Annotated in this window: 19 protein-coding genes and 6 pseudogenes; 13 read left to right on the top strand and 12 right to left on the bottom strand. The window is 71.0% G+C overall.

Annotation, left to right across the window (positions count from 1 at the left end):
- Positions 1-97: 97 nt before the first annotated feature.
- Positions 98-652 (bottom strand): GNAT family N-acetyltransferase, encoded by a 555-nt coding sequence (locus LP418_RS21400; protein WP_257953588.1) that lies wholly within the window; start codon positions 650-652, stop codon positions 98-100.
- A gap of 52 nt (positions 653-704) precedes the next feature.
- On the opposite strand from LP418_RS21400, the gene LP418_RS21395 reads away from it, so the two are divergent.
- On the top strand, positions 705-1,655 hold the full coding sequence (locus LP418_RS21395; protein ID WP_257953587.1) for a phosphotransferase family protein: 951 nt from the start codon (positions 705-707) through the stop codon (positions 1,653-1,655).
- A gap of 154 nt (positions 1,656-1,809) precedes the next feature.
- The gene (gene rpsT, locus LP418_RS34135; RefSeq protein WP_442939974.1) at positions 1,810-2,247 is read left to right on the top strand and encodes a 30S ribosomal protein S20; all 438 of its coding nucleotides are present in this window, start codon (positions 1,810-1,812) and stop codon (positions 2,245-2,247) included.
- 96 nt (positions 2,248-2,343) lie between these two features.
- On the opposite strand, the gene LP418_RS21385 is transcribed toward rpsT, so the two are convergent.
- The 4 genes and pseudogenes from LP418_RS21385 to LP418_RS21370 form a co-directional block, all read right to left on the bottom strand.
- The gene (locus tag LP418_RS21385) at positions 2,344-2,736 is read right to left on the bottom strand and encodes a hypothetical protein (protein ID WP_257953586.1); all 393 of its coding nucleotides are present in this window, start codon (positions 2,734-2,736) and stop codon (positions 2,344-2,346) included.
- Positions 2,737-2,774: 38 nt separating this feature from the next.
- On the bottom strand, positions 2,775-3,314 hold the full coding sequence (locus tag LP418_RS21380; protein ID WP_257953585.1) for a hypothetical protein: 540 nt from the start codon (positions 3,312-3,314) through the stop codon (positions 2,775-2,777).
- Positions 3,315-3,326: 12 nt separating this feature from the next.
- A complete protein-coding gene (locus LP418_RS21375; RefSeq protein WP_257953584.1) occupies positions 3,327-4,250 on the bottom strand; it encodes a ComEC/Rec2 family competence protein in 924 nt (307 codons plus the stop codon).
- A 247-nt stretch (positions 4,251-4,497) separates the two neighbouring features.
- Positions 4,498-4,962 (bottom strand): annotated as a pseudogene (locus tag LP418_RS21370) (ComEC/Rec2 family competence protein); the annotation flags it as partial.
- Between LP418_RS21370 and LP418_RS21365 the strand changes: the two are divergent.
- On the top strand, positions 4,897-5,463 hold the full coding sequence (locus LP418_RS21365; RefSeq protein WP_257953583.1) for a hypothetical protein: 567 nt from the start codon (positions 4,897-4,899) through the stop codon (positions 5,461-5,463). The pseudogene LP418_RS21370 and the gene LP418_RS21365 sit on opposite strands and share 66 nt — an antisense overlap.
- Positions 5,464-5,596: 133 nt before the next feature.
- Here LP418_RS21365 and LP418_RS21360 read toward each other — a convergent pair whose 3' ends face one another.
- Complete coding sequence (locus LP418_RS21360) at positions 5,597-5,932, bottom strand: ComEA family DNA-binding protein (RefSeq protein WP_257953582.1); 336 nt, start codon at positions 5,930-5,932, stop codon at positions 5,597-5,599.
- Between the two features lie 86 nt (positions 5,933-6,018).
- Here LP418_RS21360 and LP418_RS21355 point away from each other — a divergent pair, with 86 nt between their 5' ends.
- Positions 6,019-6,456, top strand: a complete 438-nt coding sequence (locus tag LP418_RS21355; protein WP_257953581.1) for a hypothetical protein — start codon at positions 6,019-6,021, stop codon at positions 6,454-6,456.
- A 122-nt stretch (positions 6,457-6,578) separates the two neighbouring features.
- Here the strand turns inward: LP418_RS21355 and LP418_RS21350 are convergent, their stop codons facing one another.
- On the bottom strand, positions 6,579-7,445 hold the full coding sequence (locus LP418_RS21350) for a DegV family protein (RefSeq protein WP_257953580.1): 867 nt from the start codon (positions 7,443-7,445) through the stop codon (positions 6,579-6,581).
- A gap of 63 nt (positions 7,446-7,508) precedes the next feature.
- On the opposite strand from LP418_RS21350, the gene LP418_RS21345 reads away from it, so the two are divergent.
- From LP418_RS21345 to LP418_RS21330, 5 genes and pseudogenes are all read left to right on the top strand, one after another.
- Positions 7,509-8,042 (top strand): hypothetical protein, encoded by a 534-nt coding sequence (locus LP418_RS21345; protein ID WP_257953579.1) that lies wholly within the window; start codon positions 7,509-7,511, stop codon positions 8,040-8,042.
- Positions 8,039-8,392, top strand: coding sequence for a hypothetical protein (locus LP418_RS21340; RefSeq protein ID WP_257953578.1), 354 nt, complete (start codon positions 8,039-8,041; stop codon positions 8,390-8,392). Before LP418_RS21345 ends, LP418_RS21340 begins: the two co-directional genes overlap by 4 nt.
- A gap of 114 nt (positions 8,393-8,506) precedes the next feature.
- Positions 8,507-9,427 (top strand): annotated as a pseudogene (locus LP418_RS21335) (S8 family peptidase); the annotation flags it as partial.
- 124 nt (positions 9,428-9,551) lie between these two features.
- Positions 9,552-9,608: pseudogene (locus LP418_RS31305) on the top strand (hypothetical protein); the annotation flags it as partial.
- 96 nt (positions 9,609-9,704) lie between these two features.
- On the top strand, positions 9,705-10,064 hold the full coding sequence (locus LP418_RS21330; protein ID WP_257953576.1) for a hypothetical protein: 360 nt from the start codon (positions 9,705-9,707) through the stop codon (positions 10,062-10,064).
- Between the two features lie 60 nt (positions 10,065-10,124).
- On the opposite strand, the pseudogene leuS reads toward LP418_RS21330, so the two are convergent.
- Positions 10,125-12,602: pseudogene (gene leuS / locus LP418_RS21325) on the bottom strand (leucine--tRNA ligase); the annotation flags it as partial.
- A gap of 227 nt (positions 12,603-12,829) precedes the next feature.
- Positions 12,830-13,072: a DUF4870 domain-containing protein gene (locus tag LP418_RS21320; RefSeq protein WP_257957138.1), complete on the bottom strand. Its 243-nt coding sequence runs from the start codon at positions 13,070-13,072 to the stop codon at positions 12,830-12,832.
- Between the two features lie 327 nt (positions 13,073-13,399).
- On the opposite strand from LP418_RS21320, the gene LP418_RS21315 reads away from it, so the two are divergent.
- From LP418_RS21315 to LP418_RS34125, 4 genes and pseudogenes are all read left to right on the top strand, one after another.
- Positions 13,400-13,918, top strand: a complete 519-nt coding sequence (locus tag LP418_RS21315; RefSeq protein ID WP_257953575.1) for an ArsR/SmtB family transcription factor — start codon at positions 13,400-13,402, stop codon at positions 13,916-13,918.
- Between the two features lie 60 nt (positions 13,919-13,978).
- Positions 13,979-15,223, top strand: coding sequence for an MFS transporter (locus LP418_RS21310; RefSeq protein ID WP_257953574.1), 1,245 nt, complete (start codon positions 13,979-13,981; stop codon positions 15,221-15,223).
- A 64-nt stretch (positions 15,224-15,287) separates the two neighbouring features.
- Positions 15,288-15,782 (top strand): annotated as a pseudogene (locus LP418_RS34130) (SDR family NAD(P)-dependent oxidoreductase); the annotation flags it as partial.
- A gap of 31 nt (positions 15,783-15,813) precedes the next feature.
- Positions 15,814-16,044 carry an SDR family oxidoreductase gene (locus LP418_RS34125; RefSeq protein ID WP_442940298.1) on the top strand — a complete coding sequence of 77 codons (231 nt, stop codon included), beginning with the start codon at positions 15,814-15,816 and terminating at the stop codon, positions 16,042-16,044.
- Positions 16,045-16,065: 21 nt separating this feature from the next.
- On the opposite strand, the gene LP418_RS34120 is transcribed toward LP418_RS34125, so the two are convergent.
- The 3 genes and pseudogenes from LP418_RS34120 to LP418_RS31300 form a co-directional block, all read right to left on the bottom strand.
- Positions 16,066-16,470 (bottom strand): DUF4334 domain-containing protein, encoded by a 405-nt coding sequence (locus tag LP418_RS34120; RefSeq protein WP_442940297.1) that lies wholly within the window; start codon positions 16,468-16,470, stop codon positions 16,066-16,068.
- Positions 16,454-16,609: pseudogene (locus LP418_RS21300) on the bottom strand (GXWXG domain-containing protein); the annotation flags it as partial. The gene LP418_RS34120 and the pseudogene LP418_RS21300, both read right to left, overlap by 17 nt.
- Complete coding sequence (locus LP418_RS31300) at positions 16,606-17,100, bottom strand: GMC oxidoreductase (protein ID WP_336276115.1); 495 nt, start codon at positions 17,098-17,100, stop codon at positions 16,606-16,608. The gene LP418_RS31300 and the pseudogene LP418_RS21300, both read right to left, overlap by 4 nt.
- Positions 17,101-17,180 lie beyond the last annotated feature (80 nt).

The following is a 17,180-nucleotide window of genomic DNA, read 5'->3' as shown; positions in this document are numbered from 1 at the left end:
GTCATCTCCCGCAAAGAGATCGCGACGATCTCCTCGATCGTCTCCTGCCGCCGGACCGCGCGCCTGTCGCTCACACCATCAGGTTGTCCTAAGAGTATTAGTTTTTCCAGACCGGTCCAGACCGGTCGGGAGCCAGAACCTCAGCTTGTTCAACCGCTGGTCCTCGAACACCCCACCCGCCGCCTCGATCACCATGCGCGAGGCCAGGGTTGGTGTGGTCGCAGGTCAGCAGGGCGGGATCGATCCCGAGCGCATGAACCTCCGGGAGCACGCCGCGGAGCATGGTTGTCGCGTGCCCCTGCCGGCGTGCGGACGGGCGCACCTCGTAGCCGATGTGGCCGCCGTACTCTGCCAGCCACTCGTTGAGCACGTGCCGGCACGAGATCCGGCCGAGGTACTCGTCCCCGTCGACCAGCCACCAGGTGCTCTGCGGCACGTGGTGCTCGGGCCGCGGGCTCTGCGGCAGTGCATCCGCGTGCAGGTGATCGACGAACTCGCAGAATCCGGCATCGGTGTGCCAGCGGTCCTCGAACAGGGCACGCCAGTCGCCCAGCATGGTGTTGTGTCCCCCACGCCCCTCGGCGAGGAACTCCTCGACGGACTCGAGGAAGGACTCGCGGACGCGGACGTGCGGCTCGATGAGGTCGGGCATGGATCGATTATCCGATTCACGTCGAATTCATTTGTTGGGGAGGATGTCCCGCATGCCTTCCGCGCCCGGCCCCTACCCCGCCCCCGTCGGCAAGACCTCGCGCCGTCTCGAGTGGGCGTTCCTGCCGCCCAACCTGCGCGCGTACGTCGAGCGCAAGTGCGGCTCCACCGTGGTCGAGGCGATCTCGCAGACGTCCGGCTTCACGCCCGGCTTCGCGAGCGTCCCGGTGTGCGCGGACGGCTCGAAGCACTTCGTCAAGGCCGCGTCGGTCAAGGCGCAGCGGCTGTTCGCCGACTCCTACCGCGAGGAGGCGCGCAAGCTCGCTGCCCTCCCGACCTCGGTTCCGTCACCACGGCTTCTCTGGCACCTCGACGACGACTGGGTGGCGCTCGGGATCGAGTACGTCGACGGGCGCGCGCCGCATCGACCGTGGAGCCCGGCCGACCTCGACTCCGCCCTCGACGCCCCGGAGGTCGTGGCGGACGAGCTGACGCCACCGCCTGCGGGCCCGGACCTCGACTCGGTCGAGGACGACTTCGCGCCGCTGCTCGCCATGTGGGAGCACGTCCGGGCCACCCGGCCGGACCTGCCCCACCTCGACGACGCCGTTGCGCTGGCGGCTTCGTTCGCGGACGTCGTTGGCGGCCAGACCCTCGTCCACACCGACATCCGCGACGACAACCTGCTCATCGACACCGACGGCGCCGTGTGGATCTGCGACTGGAACTGGCCGATCGTCGGTGCCGCGTGGATCGACACGCTCCTCACCCTGATCGGCCCGCGCGGCGACGGGGTCGACGTGGAGCCGGTCCTCTCCTCGCGCCGGCTGACGCGCGACGTGGCACCGGATTCGATCGACCGCGTGCTCGCGCTGCTCGTCGGCTACTTCTGGAAGTCCGCCGACGACCCGGTGCCCTCGACCTCGCCGTACATCCGCGACCACCAGCGCTGGCAGGGCGACGTCGTGTGGCACTGGCTGAGCGAGCGCCGGGGCTGGGCGTGAGTCCAGCCGACTCGATTTGGGCGCTCACCCGCCTCGGCGGTAGTGTTTCCCCTTGATTGTCCGGCGCCCTGCCCCGCATTCGATCAACACAGTGGGGTGAGTCGGCAGCCGACACCAGACTTTCCCTGACCAAGCAACGAGCAAAGGTTCACCTGTGGCCAACATCAAGTCCCAGATCAAGCGCAACAAGCAGAACGAGAAGGCGCGCAGGAGCGCAACAAGGCCGTCAAGACCGGCCTCAAGACCTGCGGTCCGCAAGTTCCATGAGGCCGTCGCCTCGGGCGACAAGGACAACGCCGTGACCCCGGGCCGCGACGCCGCCAAGAAGCTCGACAAGGCCGCCTCCAAGGGCGTCATCCACAAGAACCAGGGCCGCGAACCGCAAGTCGTCGATCGTGAAGCAGTCCGCCGCTCTCTGATCTTCACCCACCTACGCCCCGTCGCACTGCGGCGGGGCGCTCGTGCATTTCGGGGCACGTCCCCTCTCCTCCCTTGCCTTCCAGCGGTGACTCAGCCACATTTTCCGCGTCTCGAATGTGGGTACCTCACCCCTACTTCGGAGAGTCGCCGGGGACACGCGTGCCGGGGGTGACGCAGCCACATTTCCGGCTCGGGAATGTGGCTCACCCACCGCCGCGGGGGCCGATGGTGGAGCGGGGGCAGGCTGCGTCAGCGACCGGTGCGGAGATCAGCGACGGTGAGCACCAACCGCTCCGGGGTGTACGCCGCATCGTGGGCCTGCCCCTTGATGTCGGCGTCCGCGACGGCAACCCCGCGCACGGCGGACGAGATCCCGTCGGGGAGTCCGGGCCCGGGACTGGTCACGGACCCGGCGGACCTTCCAAGGCGGGACCCCGAGCTCGCGCGCCCGGTCGGCCTCGCGCATCCCGTTGGGGGCGCCGATGAACCGCGCGATGCTGCGGGCCGATCCGGCCATCGCCGACGTCACGAGCACCGAGGCGGTGCCACCGTCCATCGCCCAGCGGAGCGCCTCGAGCGCCTGCGCCTTGCGACCGGCGAACGCGGCGTCGGCCACCGCGAAGGACTTCGCCTCGGCCCGGCCCCCGAAGTAGCGCTGCACCTTCTCGACCGTGAGCTGCTCGCCGGGGAAGTCGTTGGTCAGCTGGTGGGCGGCGGCGGCGAGCGAGCGCAGGTCGCCGCCGACGGCTGTGACCGGGGAAGGAGGCCGCGTCGGAGGCGATCTTGGCGCCGTGCCCGGCGAACTCGGAGATGACGAAGCTCGTCAGGTCGGAGGCCTTGATCTCCTGCGACTTCACCTCGGTGACCGAGGCGAGCTTGCGCAGCTTGGTGAGGAGCCCGCTGCCCTTGGCTCCGCCGCCGTGCACGAGCACCAGCGCGATGTCGTCCGCGGGCGCCGCGGCGTAGTCGAGGATGCCGTCGTAGCAGTCGTCGGGCAGCCCCTCCAGACCCCGGATGATCACGCACCGGGTCGAGGAGAACAGGGACGGTGCGGCCATCTCGCCCGGGCTCGCCGGGGGTCAGGCCGGCCGCGTCGGAGTCGGCGATCTCGGCGTCCGAGTCGAAGCCCTTGACGGCCGTGCGGACGCCGACGACGGTGCGCTCGCTGAGGAACTCCTCCTTGCCGGTGACGAGGATGATCCGGCCGAGGACCTGCGCTGCGGTGGGGGTGGAAGCCATGGTGTGAGAACACTAGCCGCGCCCACGGACAGCGATCCCGTCGTCCGTCCGGAGCACCAGCAGGTCGCCGTCGAGATCCGTTCGCCGTACGACCGCGCCAGTTGCCGTCAGAGCAGCCACCGGGCCGGAGTCGGGGTGGCCGTAGTCGTTGTCGGCCCCCACCGACACCAGCGCCAGCCCGGCTCTCAGCCCGACCGGGAAGTCGAGGTCCCGGTGCCGGCTGCCGTGGTGCGGCACCTTGAGCACGTCGACGTGGAGATCAGGGAGGGTACGCCGCAGCGCGAGCTGCCCCGGTGGCTCGATGTCGCCGGTCAGCAGGATCCGCACGCCCTGCGCCAACAGCACGACACTGGCGTCGTTGGCCGCGCTCCCGTCGCCGATCCCGGCCGTCGGGGCGTCGGGCAGTGGCCACAGGGTCTGCAGGGTCACGTCGCCCACCTTTCGAGTCAGGCCGTACGGCGCGACGACCGGGGACACGTCCAGCGACCGACTCACGGCCGCCGCCCCTTCGGGCGGGTCCACCATCGAGGTCACGTCGACCTCCCCCACGCGTCGGTCGGCGAGCACACCGGGGAGTCCGTCGACGTGGTCGGCGTGGAAGTGTGTGAGCACCACGAGCGGGACGTCGGTGATGCCGAGCCGGTCCGGGCAGCGGTCCATCACCTCCGGGTCCGGTCCAGCGTCCACCACCACGCCCGTTCCGGGCCCGGCGTTCAGCACTAGACCGTCGCCCTGCCCGACGTCGCACATCGCGAGCACCCAGCCGTCGGCCGGCCACCCGGGAGAGGGCGGCCGCGTGAGCACGGTGATCACGAGCAGCACCGAGCAGCCGACCCCCGTGACCGGTGATCGCAGCAGCCGGGGCGCACCCACGACGACCGCGCCGCACAGGAGCGTGATCACGACCAGCGCGACCGGCCCGGTCCCCCACTCCACGGCCGCGGTCGGCAGGGGCCGCTCCGCGCTGGGCGACGACCACGATCCACGACACAGACCCGGGCCGCCGGCGCGGCCACGACCTGTCCGAGCGGGGTCCACACGAGGCCGACGAGTCCCCCGGCCAGCCCGAGCACGGTCGCCGGCGCCACCGCGGGGGCGGCGAGCAGGTTTGCCGGGACCGCGACCAAGCTGACTGGCCCGAGATCGCGGTGACCACCGGCGTGCACGCCACTTGGGCTGCGAGCGGCACCGAGACCGCTTCCGCGACCCAGCGCGGCAGCCAGCGCATCATCGCGTCTCGCCAGACCGGCGCGAGGAACAGGATCCCGCCGGTTGCCAGCACCGACAACGCGAACCCGGCCGTCACGGCCAGCCCGGGATCGACGAGGAGCAGCGCGAAGACGGCGGCACCCAGACACCGGGTGCCGCGTGCACGCCCGTTGCTGCCCATCCCGATCAGGGCGACGGTGCCCATCGCGGCCGCTCGCACCACGCTCGGCTCGGTGCGCGCGATCAGCACGAACCCGACGATGCCGAGCGCCGCGGTGAGATACATCCAGCGCCCGCGCACGCCGCACCAGCGCCCGACGATCAGCAGGAAGCCGACGAGCAGGGTCAGGTTCGTTCCGGACACCGCGAGCAGGTGCGTGAGTCCGGTGGTGCGGAAGTCGTCGGCCAGCGTCGGGTCGAGACCGCTGTCGTCGCCCACGACCAGCGAGGGCACCAGCTCCCGGGCGTGCTCGCCCCGGGGCTCGACGGACGAGCGGATCGACGCGCGCACCGCCGCGGCCGCCCGCCACCAGATGTCCGGCCCGGTCTCCACTCGGGGCGGGCCGCGCACGGACAGCACCCCGAGCACCGCCGGGCCGCCGCCGTCGTCGGGGGCGAGCCGCCCGGAGACGCCGACCGACGAGCCGAGGCGCACGTCGAGCCAGCTCTCGTCCGCCAGCAGCACCACCGGCGCCCGCAGGGTGTACGTCGCACCGCGACCCGTCACCTCCGTGAGCGCGCCCCGCACCACCACGAGGTCGCCGAACCTGCCCGACACCACTCGGGGGTCGCTCGTCACCGACACGCGTGCCGACACCACGGCCCGGTCAGTGACCGGGTCGGCCACCGGTCCGGTGCCGAACGGCGCGACCCGGAGGGTCGCCACCCCGATCACGGCGAGGGCGGCCAGCGCGCACGCCAGCGCCGGCCGGGACCGTGACCACAGGGCGGCCACCAGACCCTCCACGCCCAGCAGCACGGTCGCCCACAGCGGCAGTCCGGCCGCGCACAACCCACCCGCCCACGCCCCGACGCCCAGCAGCGGCAGCCGGAGATCGGACACCCCCTCCTCCTCAGATCGTCACGTGCGGAGCGATCTCCGCCAACGTCGCATCGCCGATGCCGTCGACCTCGAGCAGCTCCTCGACCGCGGTGAAGCCGCCGTGCTCGGTGCGCCACGCCACGATCGCCCCCGCGGTCACCGGTCCAACTCCCGGCAGCGTCTCGAGCGCCGCGAGGTCGGCCGAGTTGAGGTTGACCAGAGGGCCTGCCTGCCCCGGTCCGGGGGTCGCCCCGAGCGAGCCCACCACGCCCGTCGGCACCGGCACCCCCACCGGGATCTGCTCGCCGTCGACCAGCGGCCGCGCCAGGGTTGAGCGACGCGAGGTCGACGCCGGGCCGCGCGCCACCAGCCGCCTCCACTGCGTCCACCACCCGCGACCCGGGCGGAAGCACCGCGATCCCCGGCCGGCGGACCTTGCCGGCGACGTCCACGGTGACCTCGGCCGCGTCCGCGGCAGGCACCGAAGCTGACACCGAATCCGACGGCCGGGCCGAGACCGATGTCGACACCAGCGGCTCACTCACCGGCGCCAGCGCCGGCACCACCTCCGGATCTGAACGAACAGCCGGGAACGCGGCCACCCCGATCGCCACCGCGACCACGATCGAGATCACCGCGACGTGCGCACCCGTCAGGTGGATCCGCGAGGCCGGGTCACCGACGAGGCGGCGAGAGGCGTGCCGACCCGGCACCGGGACGATGGGTGCCTCGCCGGACTCGGGCTCGTCATCGGCGTACAACCCGCGCACCTGCGTGTGCCGGTGCGCGGCCGGCGGATCGCCACGCACCGCCGCGAGCTCGGCACTGAGCGTGGCCGGGCGGCGCGAGACGGCCTCGGCGTGCTCGTCGCTGGTCGTGCTCCGCGGGTGAAGTGGGCGCATGCGACGAACCTAGGAAGCCACACGGACAGCCGCCACCCGGGAACCTTCAGCCTGTGGACAACTCCGGCGCAGCGCCATTCATCCACAGGGAAGCAGCGTGAAGTGGCCCGCTCAGCCCAACGGCAGGCGGGGAGCGACGCACACCGCGACCATGCCCGGCCCGACATGCGCCCCCGGGACGGCGCCGAGCTCACCGCACCAGAGCTCGCGACCTTCGAGGTTGTCGGCCAGCCGGTCGCCCAGCGTCGCCGCGAGCTGCTCGGCGCGGTCGTGGTTGGCGAGGTGCGCGACGTAGATGTCGACCGATTGCGAAGCCGCCGCCTCGACCGCGAGGTCCTCGAGCCGGGCGAGCGCCTTCGCCCCGGTGCGGACCTTCTCGAGGTTGGCCACCTTCCCGTCGACGATGCTCAACAGCGGCTTGACCGAGAGCGCGCCACCGAGGATCGCCGCGGCGGCACCGATCCGGCCGCCTCTCCGGAGGTATTCGAGGGTGTCGACGTAGAACAGCGACGTCGCCGCCCCGGCCCGGTCGCGCGCGGCCTGCGCCGCCTCGGCCACCGTGCCTCCGGCGTCGAGGACGTCGGCGGCCGACAGCGCGGCGTAGCCCGTCGAGGCGCCCACCTGCCGGCTGTCGATGCACGTGACCTTCACGTTGACCTGCTTGGCCGCCAGCTGCGCCGACTCGTAGGTGCCGCTCATCTCGCCGGAGATGTGGATCGAGATGATCTCCTTTGCACCCTCCCGGGCGAGCCGCTCGTAGACCTCGGCCATCGCCGCGGGGTTGGGGCGCGACGTGCTCACGGGCACGAACTCCGCCAGCGCCTTCGCCACGCGTTCCGGGGTGGCGCCGTCGACTCCCTCGTCGAAGACCTGCGCACCGATGACGACACGGAGCGGTACGACGACGATCCCGCGCTCCTCCGCCTGCTCGGGCGGGATGCTCGCGGTGGAATCGGTGACGATGACGGTCCGGGGCACACGCTGAGGCTAGTGGGTCCGAGACGGTTGCCGTGCGCACCTGCACCCGCTTGGATGGGGCAGATGTCCGATGCTTCCGGGAGCTTCGCCGACGAGCTGCGCCGCGCCATCGACCGCCGCGGGCTGGGGCTCGAGCGGATCCGCGACCACCTCGACCAACGCGGCGTGTCCGTCAGCGTCGCCACGCTGAGCTACTGGCAGTCCGGGCGCAGCCTGCCCGGACGCAAGGCCTCGATCGCGGCGATCCCCCACCTCGAGGAGGTGCTCGCCCTCGACCGGGGGTCACTTGCGTCGTACGCTCCCGCTGACGCGCGACCGACCTCGACGCACCGTCGTGCGGGACCTCGACGCGCTGTGGCCCGAACCCCCTGCCGCCGAGCTGCTGCGTCGCCTCGACACCCGGTGGGACACCGAGCTCGACCGCGTGACCCTGCACGACGTGCTGCGGCTGGGTGCCGACCGTCGTCAGCAGACCTTGACGGTGCGCCGGGTGATGCGCGCTCGCTCGGACGGACCGGACCGGCGCGTGGTGATGCACTGCCGGGACGACATCTCGGTCGACGTCGGCGAGTACCGCGCGGTCCCGGGGCTGTGTGATCGGGCGGGTCGAACGCAGCCCGGAGGCTGGCGTCGTCGGCGCGGAGCTGATCTTCCACCAGCCGCTGAGTCGTGGGGAGACCGTGGTCGTGGAGTACGAAGTGGTCTCGCCGAGCCCCGGGCCGCTGGAGTCGGAGTACTACCGACGCCTGCGGATGCCGATGCGCGAATACCTCCTCCGGGTGGAGTTTCACCCGGAGGCCCTCCCCGCGACGACCGTCGCCTTCACCGAGGACCGTGAGTCGGTGATCGCACTGGACCCGGCGCACCGCGCCCCCCCGGCCCACACCGACGCCACCCCCGGCGTCACCGGCATCAGGTGGACCTGGGCCGACGAGCCCCTGAGTTAACTGTTAACGGAGCCTCATCCCTTGCCGGGACGGGTGGTTGTTGCGCAAGGTCAGCGACGTCCATCTGTCTCGGGAAGGAACCCTCGATGAACATCCCCACACCCCAACGACTCGGTGTCGGCGCCGCCGCCACGCTCGTCGGCGTCACCCTGTCCCTCGTACCGGCCACGGCCAGCGCGAGCGACGAGGCCCACCCCGCTCGACGCAACGACCGCTGCCCGGGCCGACGACGGTCGGGCCCCGGTGGTCGGCACCGCGAGCGACGGTCGCTACATCGTCGTCCTCGACAAGGACGCCGGCGCCGCCAACCTGACGGCGGCCAAGTCCGACGCCCGCGCCGACGGCGCCCGGGTGACCCACACCTACACCTCGGTCCTCGACGGCTTCGCGGCCAAGCTCTCCCCGCGGGCCCTGCGCGGGCTGCGCAACAACCCGAACGTCGCCTACATCGAGGCCGACGCCCCGGTGCAGCTGACCGACACCCAGTCCCCCGCCACCCGGGGTCTCGACCGCATCGACCAGCGCGACCTCCCGCTGAACAACTCCTACACCTACGCCCAGTCCGGCGCCGGCGTGACGGCGTACATCATCGACACCGGCATCCGCACCACCCACAGCGAGTTCAGTGGCCGGGCGGTGGCGGGCTACAGCGCGATCGCCGACGGTCGCGGGACCGACGACTGCAACGGCCACGGCACCCACGTCGCGGGCACGGTCGGCGGTGAGACGTACGGCGTCGCGCAGGACGTGCGCCCGGTCGCGGTTCGCGTCCTCGACTGCAACGGCTCGGGCTCCAACTCCGGCGTCATCGCCGGCGTCGACTGGGTGACCCAGAACCACTCGGCCGGCAGCCCGGCCGTGGCCAACATGAGCCTCGGCGGTGGTGTGTCCTCCGCGCTCGACACCGCGGTGAGCAACTCCATCGCCGACGGCGTCAGCTATGCCCTCGCGGCTGGCAACGACTCCGGCGCCAACGCGTGCAACGGCTCCCCCGGTCGGGTCGCCGCTGGTCTGACGATCGGCTCGACGACCAACACCGACGCACGCTCGAGCTTCAGCAACATCGGCTCGTGCCTCGACCTGTTCGCGCCTCGGCTCGAGCATCACCTCGGCGTGGATCAGCAGCGACAGCTCGACCAACACCATCAGCGGCACGTCCATGGCGACCCCGCACGTCGCGGGTGCGGCCGCCCTCTACCTGCAGGCCAACCCGACGGCCTCGCCGGCCAGCGTCAGCAACGCCCTGATCTCGGCCTCCACCCCCAACAAGGTCACCAACGCGGGCACCGGGTCCCCCAACCGACTGCTGTACATGGGCACCGGCACGACGCCGACGCCTGACCCCGACCCGCAGCCGACCACCTGCTCCACGATGCCCGAGAAGGAGACCGGTTCGCTCACCAGCGGCGGCGTCGCCTACCACCCGGGCACGAGTGACTACTACTACTCGGCAGCCGGCACGCACGTGGGCTGCCTGTCCGGGCCGGCGACCGCCGACTTCGACCTCTACCTCGAGCGCTGGAACGGTTCCTCGTGGGTGACGGTCGCCCAGAGCATCAGCTCGACGTCCGAGGAGAAGATCACCTACAACGGCACCGCGGGCTACTACTCGTGGCGCGTGGAGTCCTACTCCGGGTCGGGCAGCTACACGTTCGGCCTCGATCGCCCCTGATCGACACCCAACAGAGATGACTCCGGCCCCGCGGGTGATCCCGCGGGGCCGGAGGCTTGCTCACACGACGATGTTGACGAGCTTGGGCGGCACCACGATCACCTTGCGGATCGTGGCCCCGTCGATCGCCCGCACGACCGCCTCGTCGGCCAGCGCGGCGGCCTCCGGGTCGGCCTCGGAGATGTCGGGCGACACCTCCGGGCGTGCGCGCACCTTGCCCTTGATCTGGACGACGGCCGTGACCGAGTCCTCCACCAGCAGCGCCTCGTCGACGACCGGCCAGCCGGCTCGGGCCACCGTAGGCTCGTGGCCCGGGCGCTCCCACATCTCCTCGGCGACGTACGGCGCCACCAGCGAGAGCAGGATCGCGATCGCCTCGACGGCCTCCCGCACGGCCGGGTCGGCAGGACCACAGCCGGAGTCGATGGCCTTGCGGGTCGCGTTGACCAGCTCCATGGTGCGCGCGACCATCACGTTGAAGCGGTGGACCTCCACCAGCTGCCCGGCCTCGTGCACCGTCTTGTGCGTCAGCTTGCGCAGCGCGACGTCACCGCCGTCCGGCGAGGTGCCCGGAGTCGAGGTGACGTCACCGCTCAGTCGCCACGCGCGCTGCAGGAACTTCAGCGACCCGCTCGGCGACACGTCGGCCCAGTCGATGTTGTCCTCCGGCGGGCTGGCGAAGACCAGCGTCAGGCGCACCGCGTCCACGCCGAACTCGGCAAGTTGTCCCCCCAGACTGACGCCGTTGCCCAGCGACTTGCTCATCTTGCGGCCGTTGTTGATGACCTTGCCCCGGGAGAGGTACGCCGAGAACGGCTCGTCGAAGGACAGCAGGCCCATGTCCCGCAGGGCCTTGGTGAAGAAGCGGGCGTACAGCAGGTGCAGGACGGCGTGCTCGTCGCCACCGATGTAGATGTCGCACGGGCCCCACATGTCGACCGGGTCGGAGTCGAACGCCCGGGTGTGGTCGTGCGGCGAGCAGTAGCGCAGGAAGTACCACGACGAGTCGACGAAGGTGTCCATCGTGTCGGTGTCGCGCTTGGCCGGTCCGCCGCACTTCGGGCAGGACACGTTGACCCACTCCTCGGCGCCACCCAGCGGGGAGACGCCCTTGGGCTTCAGGTCGGCACCGCGCAGTGCGGGCAGCTCGACGGGCAGCTGGTCGTCCGGGACCGGCACCTCGCCGTCGACCGGGCAGTGGATGATCGGGATCGGCGCGCCCCAGTAGCGCTGGCGCGACAGCAGCCAGTCGCGCAGCCGGAAGTTGACCGTGCCGCGCCCGGTCCCCTGCTCGTCCGGGAAGGCGATGGTCCGCGCCTTGGCGTCCGCCACCGACAGCCCGTTGATGTCCAGCGGGGCGTCGGCCCCTGCTGCGGGCGAGTTGATCGTCTCGCCCTCGCCGGAGTAGGCGTCGCCCTCGAAGTCGGCCGGCGGCTGCGTCGTACGCACGATCGGCAGACCCATGACCGTGGCGAACTCGAAGTCACGCTGGTCGCCTCCGGGCACGCCCATGACAGCGCCGGTGCCGTAGTCGGCCGGGACGTAGTCGGTGGCCCACACGGGGATCTGCTGGCCGGTCACCGGGTTGGTCGCGGTGACGCCCGAGTCGACGCCGGTCTTGGGCCGATCGGTGGAGAGCCGCTCGATCTCGGTCTCGCGACGGACCTCCTCGCGGTAGGCCTCGAAGGCCGCCCGCTGCCCGTCCGTGACCAGCTCGTCGGCCAGCGCGGCGTCGACCGCGACGACCATGAAGGTGGTGCCGAAGATCGTGTCGGGGCGCGTCGTATAGACGGTCACCGGCTCCTCGCGGCCATCGATGACGAAGTCGACGTGCGCCCCCTCGGAGCGACCGATCCAGTTGCGCTGGGCGTTGACGACCTTGGTGGACCGGGTGTCCTCCGGGTCGTCCGGGGAGTCCAGCAGCTCCTGTGCGTACGCCGTCGTGCGGAAGTACCACTGCGTCAGCTCGCGCTTCGTCACGACCGCGCCGCAGCGCTCGCAGGCACCGTCGACGACCTGCTCGTTGGCCGGGACGGTCTGGTCGTTGGGGCACCAGTTGACCGGCGAGTTCTTCCGGTAGGCCGGGCCCTGCTCCTTCAGGCGCAGGAACAGCCACTGGGTCCAGCGGTAGTACTCCGGGTCGGAGGTGTTGAAGCGGCGCGACCAGTCGAAGCTGAGGGCATACTTCTTGAACGACTCCAGCTGGATGTCGATGTTGCCGTAGGTGTAGTCGGCGGGGTGCGCGTCGTTCTTGATCGCGGCGTTCTCCGCGGGCAGGCCGAAGGAGTCCCAGCCCATCGGGTTCATCACCTCGTAGCCGCGCTGCCACCAGTAGCGCGCCAGCACGTCGTGCAGCGCGGTCACCTCGGCGTGACCCATGTGCAGGTCACCGCTCGGGTAGGGGAACATCGTCAGCGCGTAGCGCTTCTCGCGGGCGCCGGAGCGGACGGCCTCGTCGTCGGCGCGGAAGGGCTCGAGCTTCTCCCCAGACCGGCTGCCACTTCGCCGGACGGCCTCGACGTCGTACGTCGCAGCCTCGGTCGTCGTGTGTCTCGCTCATGTGTCTACCGCCCTCGTGTGTTCCGGCTCGTGCTCCTGGCATGAAAAAACCCCTCGCATGGAGGGGTGGCCGCGTGACGTTCCTGTGGAGACAGGGAGTCAGCGCGGCTGGCCAAGAAGCAGGACCTGCGTACTCATGGGCCCATGCTACCGCCGAAATGCTCGCGACGGCGACCCGGTTGGACCGGGTCGCCGCCGCATTCAGCTCACTTCACGAAGCGCGGGGTCATCGGCGGGTTCCACCACTCGCCGTTGTTGGCCTTCATCGCGCCGATCACGTGCAGCACGAAGGCGAAGACCAGCGCGAGCGGGTAGGTCACGAAGCCGATCAGCAGCAGCATCAGTGGGAAGGAGATCAGCAGGATGATTCCGGTGATGATCTGCACGTTCAGCGAGTTGGCGGCGTGCGCCCGGACGAACGGCCCGCGGTCGCGATAGATCAGGTAGATGACGAGCGACCCTGACGAAGCCGAGGAGCCCGGCGGAGAGCACCATCGCGATCAGCGGCACGCCGTGCGCGACGGCGCCCAGCGTGCGCTCCCGGCTCGCCGAGATCGGGCTCTGCGACTGGGCGTAGGGGTTGGGCTGACTCATGGGGACCTCCTTGGGGTCTGGTGTCATCAACTCAACCACGCCGATCCACCGATTCCATCCCGTTTCGGGGGTGGTTCAGGGTCGAGTCAGGGACCGGCTCGGGTCGACCCTCCAAGAACTGTTTGACAGTCGCTCGCACGGCCGTGCATCCTGACCGTCCAACGACTCTTGGAGGGTGGGCAATGGACGAGGGACTCTCGGCGTTGCGCTCGGTCGCGCATCCGGTGCGCCTGCGCATCCTGTCGATGCTCACTGCCCAGCCGATGAGCGCCGCCGAGGTGGCCCGTGAGCTCGACCTGACGCATGCCAACGCGTCGTACCACCTCCGCGTCCTGCACGACGCCGGCGAGCTGGTCGTCGAGAGCGAGGAGAAGATCCGGGGCGGTACGGCGAAGCGCTACCGCTACCTCGTCGGCGGCGATCCCGAGCGGCCGGCCGGACCGTCGACCAACGAGGACCACCTCGCCCGGCAGCTCGCCACCAACGCCGAGGTCGTCCGGCGGCTGGCCCAGCGCGCGAAGGGACCGGGATCGTCCTCGGACATCGAGACCTGGGTGACTCCGGAGGCGTGGCAGCAAGCGATGGAGGCGATCTCCGAGGCGATGATCCTGCTGCACGAGCAGGCCCGGCCACCGCGGTCCGAGGGCACGATCCACGTCAGCGCCTCCACGCAGGCCTTCCGGATGGACGACCACGCATGAGCACCCCACGACCTTCTTCTCCTCCGCTCCGCTCCCCGAACAACGTGGCGGGGACCCCGCATGACCCGGGCCAACGCCGTACGACCCCTGCGGGAGCGCAACTTCGCGTGGTACTTCGGCTCCCGCTTCGTCAACACCCTCGGCAACATGATGGCCAACATCGCGTTGACCTTCGCCGTCCTCGACATCACCGACTCGGCGGCCGCGCTCGGGCAGGTGCTGGCCGCGCACACGATCCCGATGGTGCTGCTCCTGCTGTGGGGAGGCGTCATCTCCGACCGCTTCCCGCGCGAGCTTGTCATCCGGGTCTCCAACGTCGCGTCCGCGATCACGCAGGGCATGATCGCGTTCCTCGTGCTCACCGGCAGCGCCGAGCTGTGGATGCTGATCGCGCTCTCCGTCGTGCACGGAGCGGTCTCCGCGATCTCCTTCCCGGCGATGGCCTCACTCCTCCCCCAGCTGGTCCCGCGCGACCAGCTGCAGCCGGCCAACGCGCTGATGTCGCTGACCCGCAACGGCCTGACCGTCCTCGGCCCGACGCTCGGCGCCCTCCTCGTCGTCACCGTCGGCGCCGGCTGGGCGCTCGCGATCGACGCCGCCACCCGGCTGGTCTCCGCGCTGCTGCTGATCCCCGTCAAGGTGCCGCGGGCCGCGAAGGATACGGAGCACAAGAGCACCATCGCCGAGCTGCGCGAGGGCTGGAGCTTCTTCATCTCGACCACGTGGCTGTGGGCGGTCGTGCTCGGCTTCGGGTTCCTGAACATGATCCACAACGGCGCGCTCTTCGTGCTCGGCCCGGTCGTGGCCGAGGACACCATCGGGCGCCGGGGCTGGGGCTACGTCCTCTCCGCGGAGGCTCTCGGCCTCCTCGCGATGGCGGTCGTGCTGCTGCGCGTCCCCCTGAAACGGCCGCTCTTCTGGGGGATGCTCGCCATCGCTCTCGCCTCGGTGCCGATGGTGGTGCTCGGCGTCGACCCGCACCTCGTCGCACTCGTCTGCGCCGCGTTCGTCGCCGGCGCCGGCATCGAGGTCTTCTCCATGGGCTGGAACCTCGCCATGCAGGAGAACATCGACGACCGGATGCTCTCGCGCGCCTACTCCTACGACGCCCTCGGCTCGTTCGTGGCGATGCCGATCGGCCAGCTCGCCCGGGGTCCGCTCGGCGCCGCGTTCGGCAACTCGCGCGTCCCGGTGGTCTCGGGCATTGCGTACGCCGCCATCTGCCTGCTCGTCCTCACGTCTCGTTCAGTGCGCGACCTGCCGCGGCGCTCGACTCCGGATCCGGTCCCGGAGACCGCTGGTTGAGCAGTGACGAGCGCAGCGAGGAACGCGTCGAAACCAAGGTCGATCATGTGGCTAGGGTCGACGCATGACTGACATGTTCCGCCTCGACGGCAAGGTCGCGATCGTCACCGGCGCATCCAGCGGCATCGGCGTCGCCTTCGCCCAGTCCCTCGCGGAGGCCGGCGCCGACGTCGTGCTCGGCGCCCGTCGCGTCGACAAGCTCGCCGACACGGCCAAGCTCGTCGAGGCCGCCGGTCGCCGTGCGCTCACCGTCGCCACCGACGTGGCCGACCCCGCCCAGTGCCGGGCCCCGGTGGACGCCGCGATGGCGGAGTTCGGTCGCGTCGACGTGCTCGTCAACAACGCCGGCGTCGGGACGGCCGTCCCCGCGACGCACGAGACACCGGAGCAGTTCCGCTCGGTCATCGACGTCAACCTGAACGGCTGCTACTGGATGGCGCAGGCCTGCGGGCGGGTCATGCAGCCGGGCTCGTCGATCATCAACATCTCCTCGGTGCTCGGCATCACCACCGGCGGGCTCCCCCGGGCGGCCTACAGCGCCTCCAAGGCCGGTCTCAACGGCCTCACGCGCGACCCTGGCCCAGCAGTGGATGGAGCGCAAGGGCATCCGGGTCAACTCGATCGCCCCGGGCTTCTTCGAGTCGGAGATGACCGACACCTACCCCGACGGCTACCTCGATCTCGCGATGATGCGGGTCCCTGCCCGCCGCAAGGGCGACCCGGCCGAGCTCGCCGCGACCGTGGTCTTCCTGGCCTCCCCCGCGGCCGGCTACATCACCGGCCAGACCATCCCGGTCGACGGCGGGATGACGATCGCCTGAGAGCTGCGCGCTCGCACTCGCTCAGCGCGGGGACTGCTCGCGGGTCAGGACGAAGACGTAGGGCGGCATGCCGCGCAGGTCCATCACGCCGAGCAGGGTGTCGGCGTCGACCCGTCGGAACACGTCGATGATCGGCAGGTGGTCGTAGACCATCGCGGCCGTGACCACGCCCCGGTGCTCGACGGCCCGCAGCCGCGCGCGGTGCTTGTCGGTGCGCAGGACCGGCTCGAGGGCAGCGACCGCCTTCCCCGACCGCGCGACGACGGCCGTGGGCAGCCTCGGCGCGAGGCCGAGCGGAGCCTTGCGCGGCTCGACCGCGAAGACCTCGCCGCCTCGTCCCCTGAACAGCAGCGGGTGCACGTGGTCGACGTCGTCGAACTGCTTGCCGTACCACCCCCGACACCTCGAGCAGGCCGTCCAGCGGATGACCGGTCGCCAGCTCGCGTCCGCAGTAGCGACCGGTGATCTCCTCGCAGGCGACGGCGGGCAGCGAGTCGAAGAGCGCCGGGGCGCGCGCCGGGTCGGTGCGGCTCCCGAGCGTCTCGAGTGCGGCGGCCGCGCTCATGCCGGCAGGCGCAGTGCGCCGGGGGCGGTGGCAGGAACGACGGGTCGCTGCGGGCTGACAGGCAGGATCCGCCGGTACGGCGATCCGAGGGCGGGTCGCGGGTCCGCCTCGCCCTTGTTCGGCCAGAACGCCATGGCCCGCTCCGCCCGGGCGGTGATCGTCAGCGACGGGTTGACGCCGAGGTTGGCGGTGATCGCGCTGCCGTCGGCGATGTGCAGGCCCGGGTGTCCGAAGATCCGCTGGTAGGGGTCGACCACCCCTGCCTCGGGCGACTCGGCGATCGTGCACCCACCGATGTAGTGAGCGGTGGCCGGGATGTTGAAGACGTCGGTGACGATGTTGCCGGGGTCGGCGTCGGCCTTCGCGGCGTACTCCCCGGCGATGGCATGGGCGAGCGGGATCCAGTCCGGGTTGGGCTGACCGGTCCCCTGCCCGGTCCTGAGCAGGCCGCGCTCGAGGTAGGACGTCAGGGAGTTGTCCAGCGACTGCATCACCAGCAGGATCACCGACCGCTCGGAGGCCCGCCGCAGGTCCGGGTTGCGCAGCATCGCCCCGGGGCGCAGGACGATCG

Source organism: Nocardioides sp. B-3 (genome assembly GCF_024703895.1).
Classification (GTDB): Bacteria; Actinomycetota; Actinomycetes; order Propionibacteriales; family Nocardioidaceae; genus Nocardioides.
Note: the sequence above shows the minus strand (reverse complement) of the source record. Positions and strands in the feature narration are given on the sequence as shown.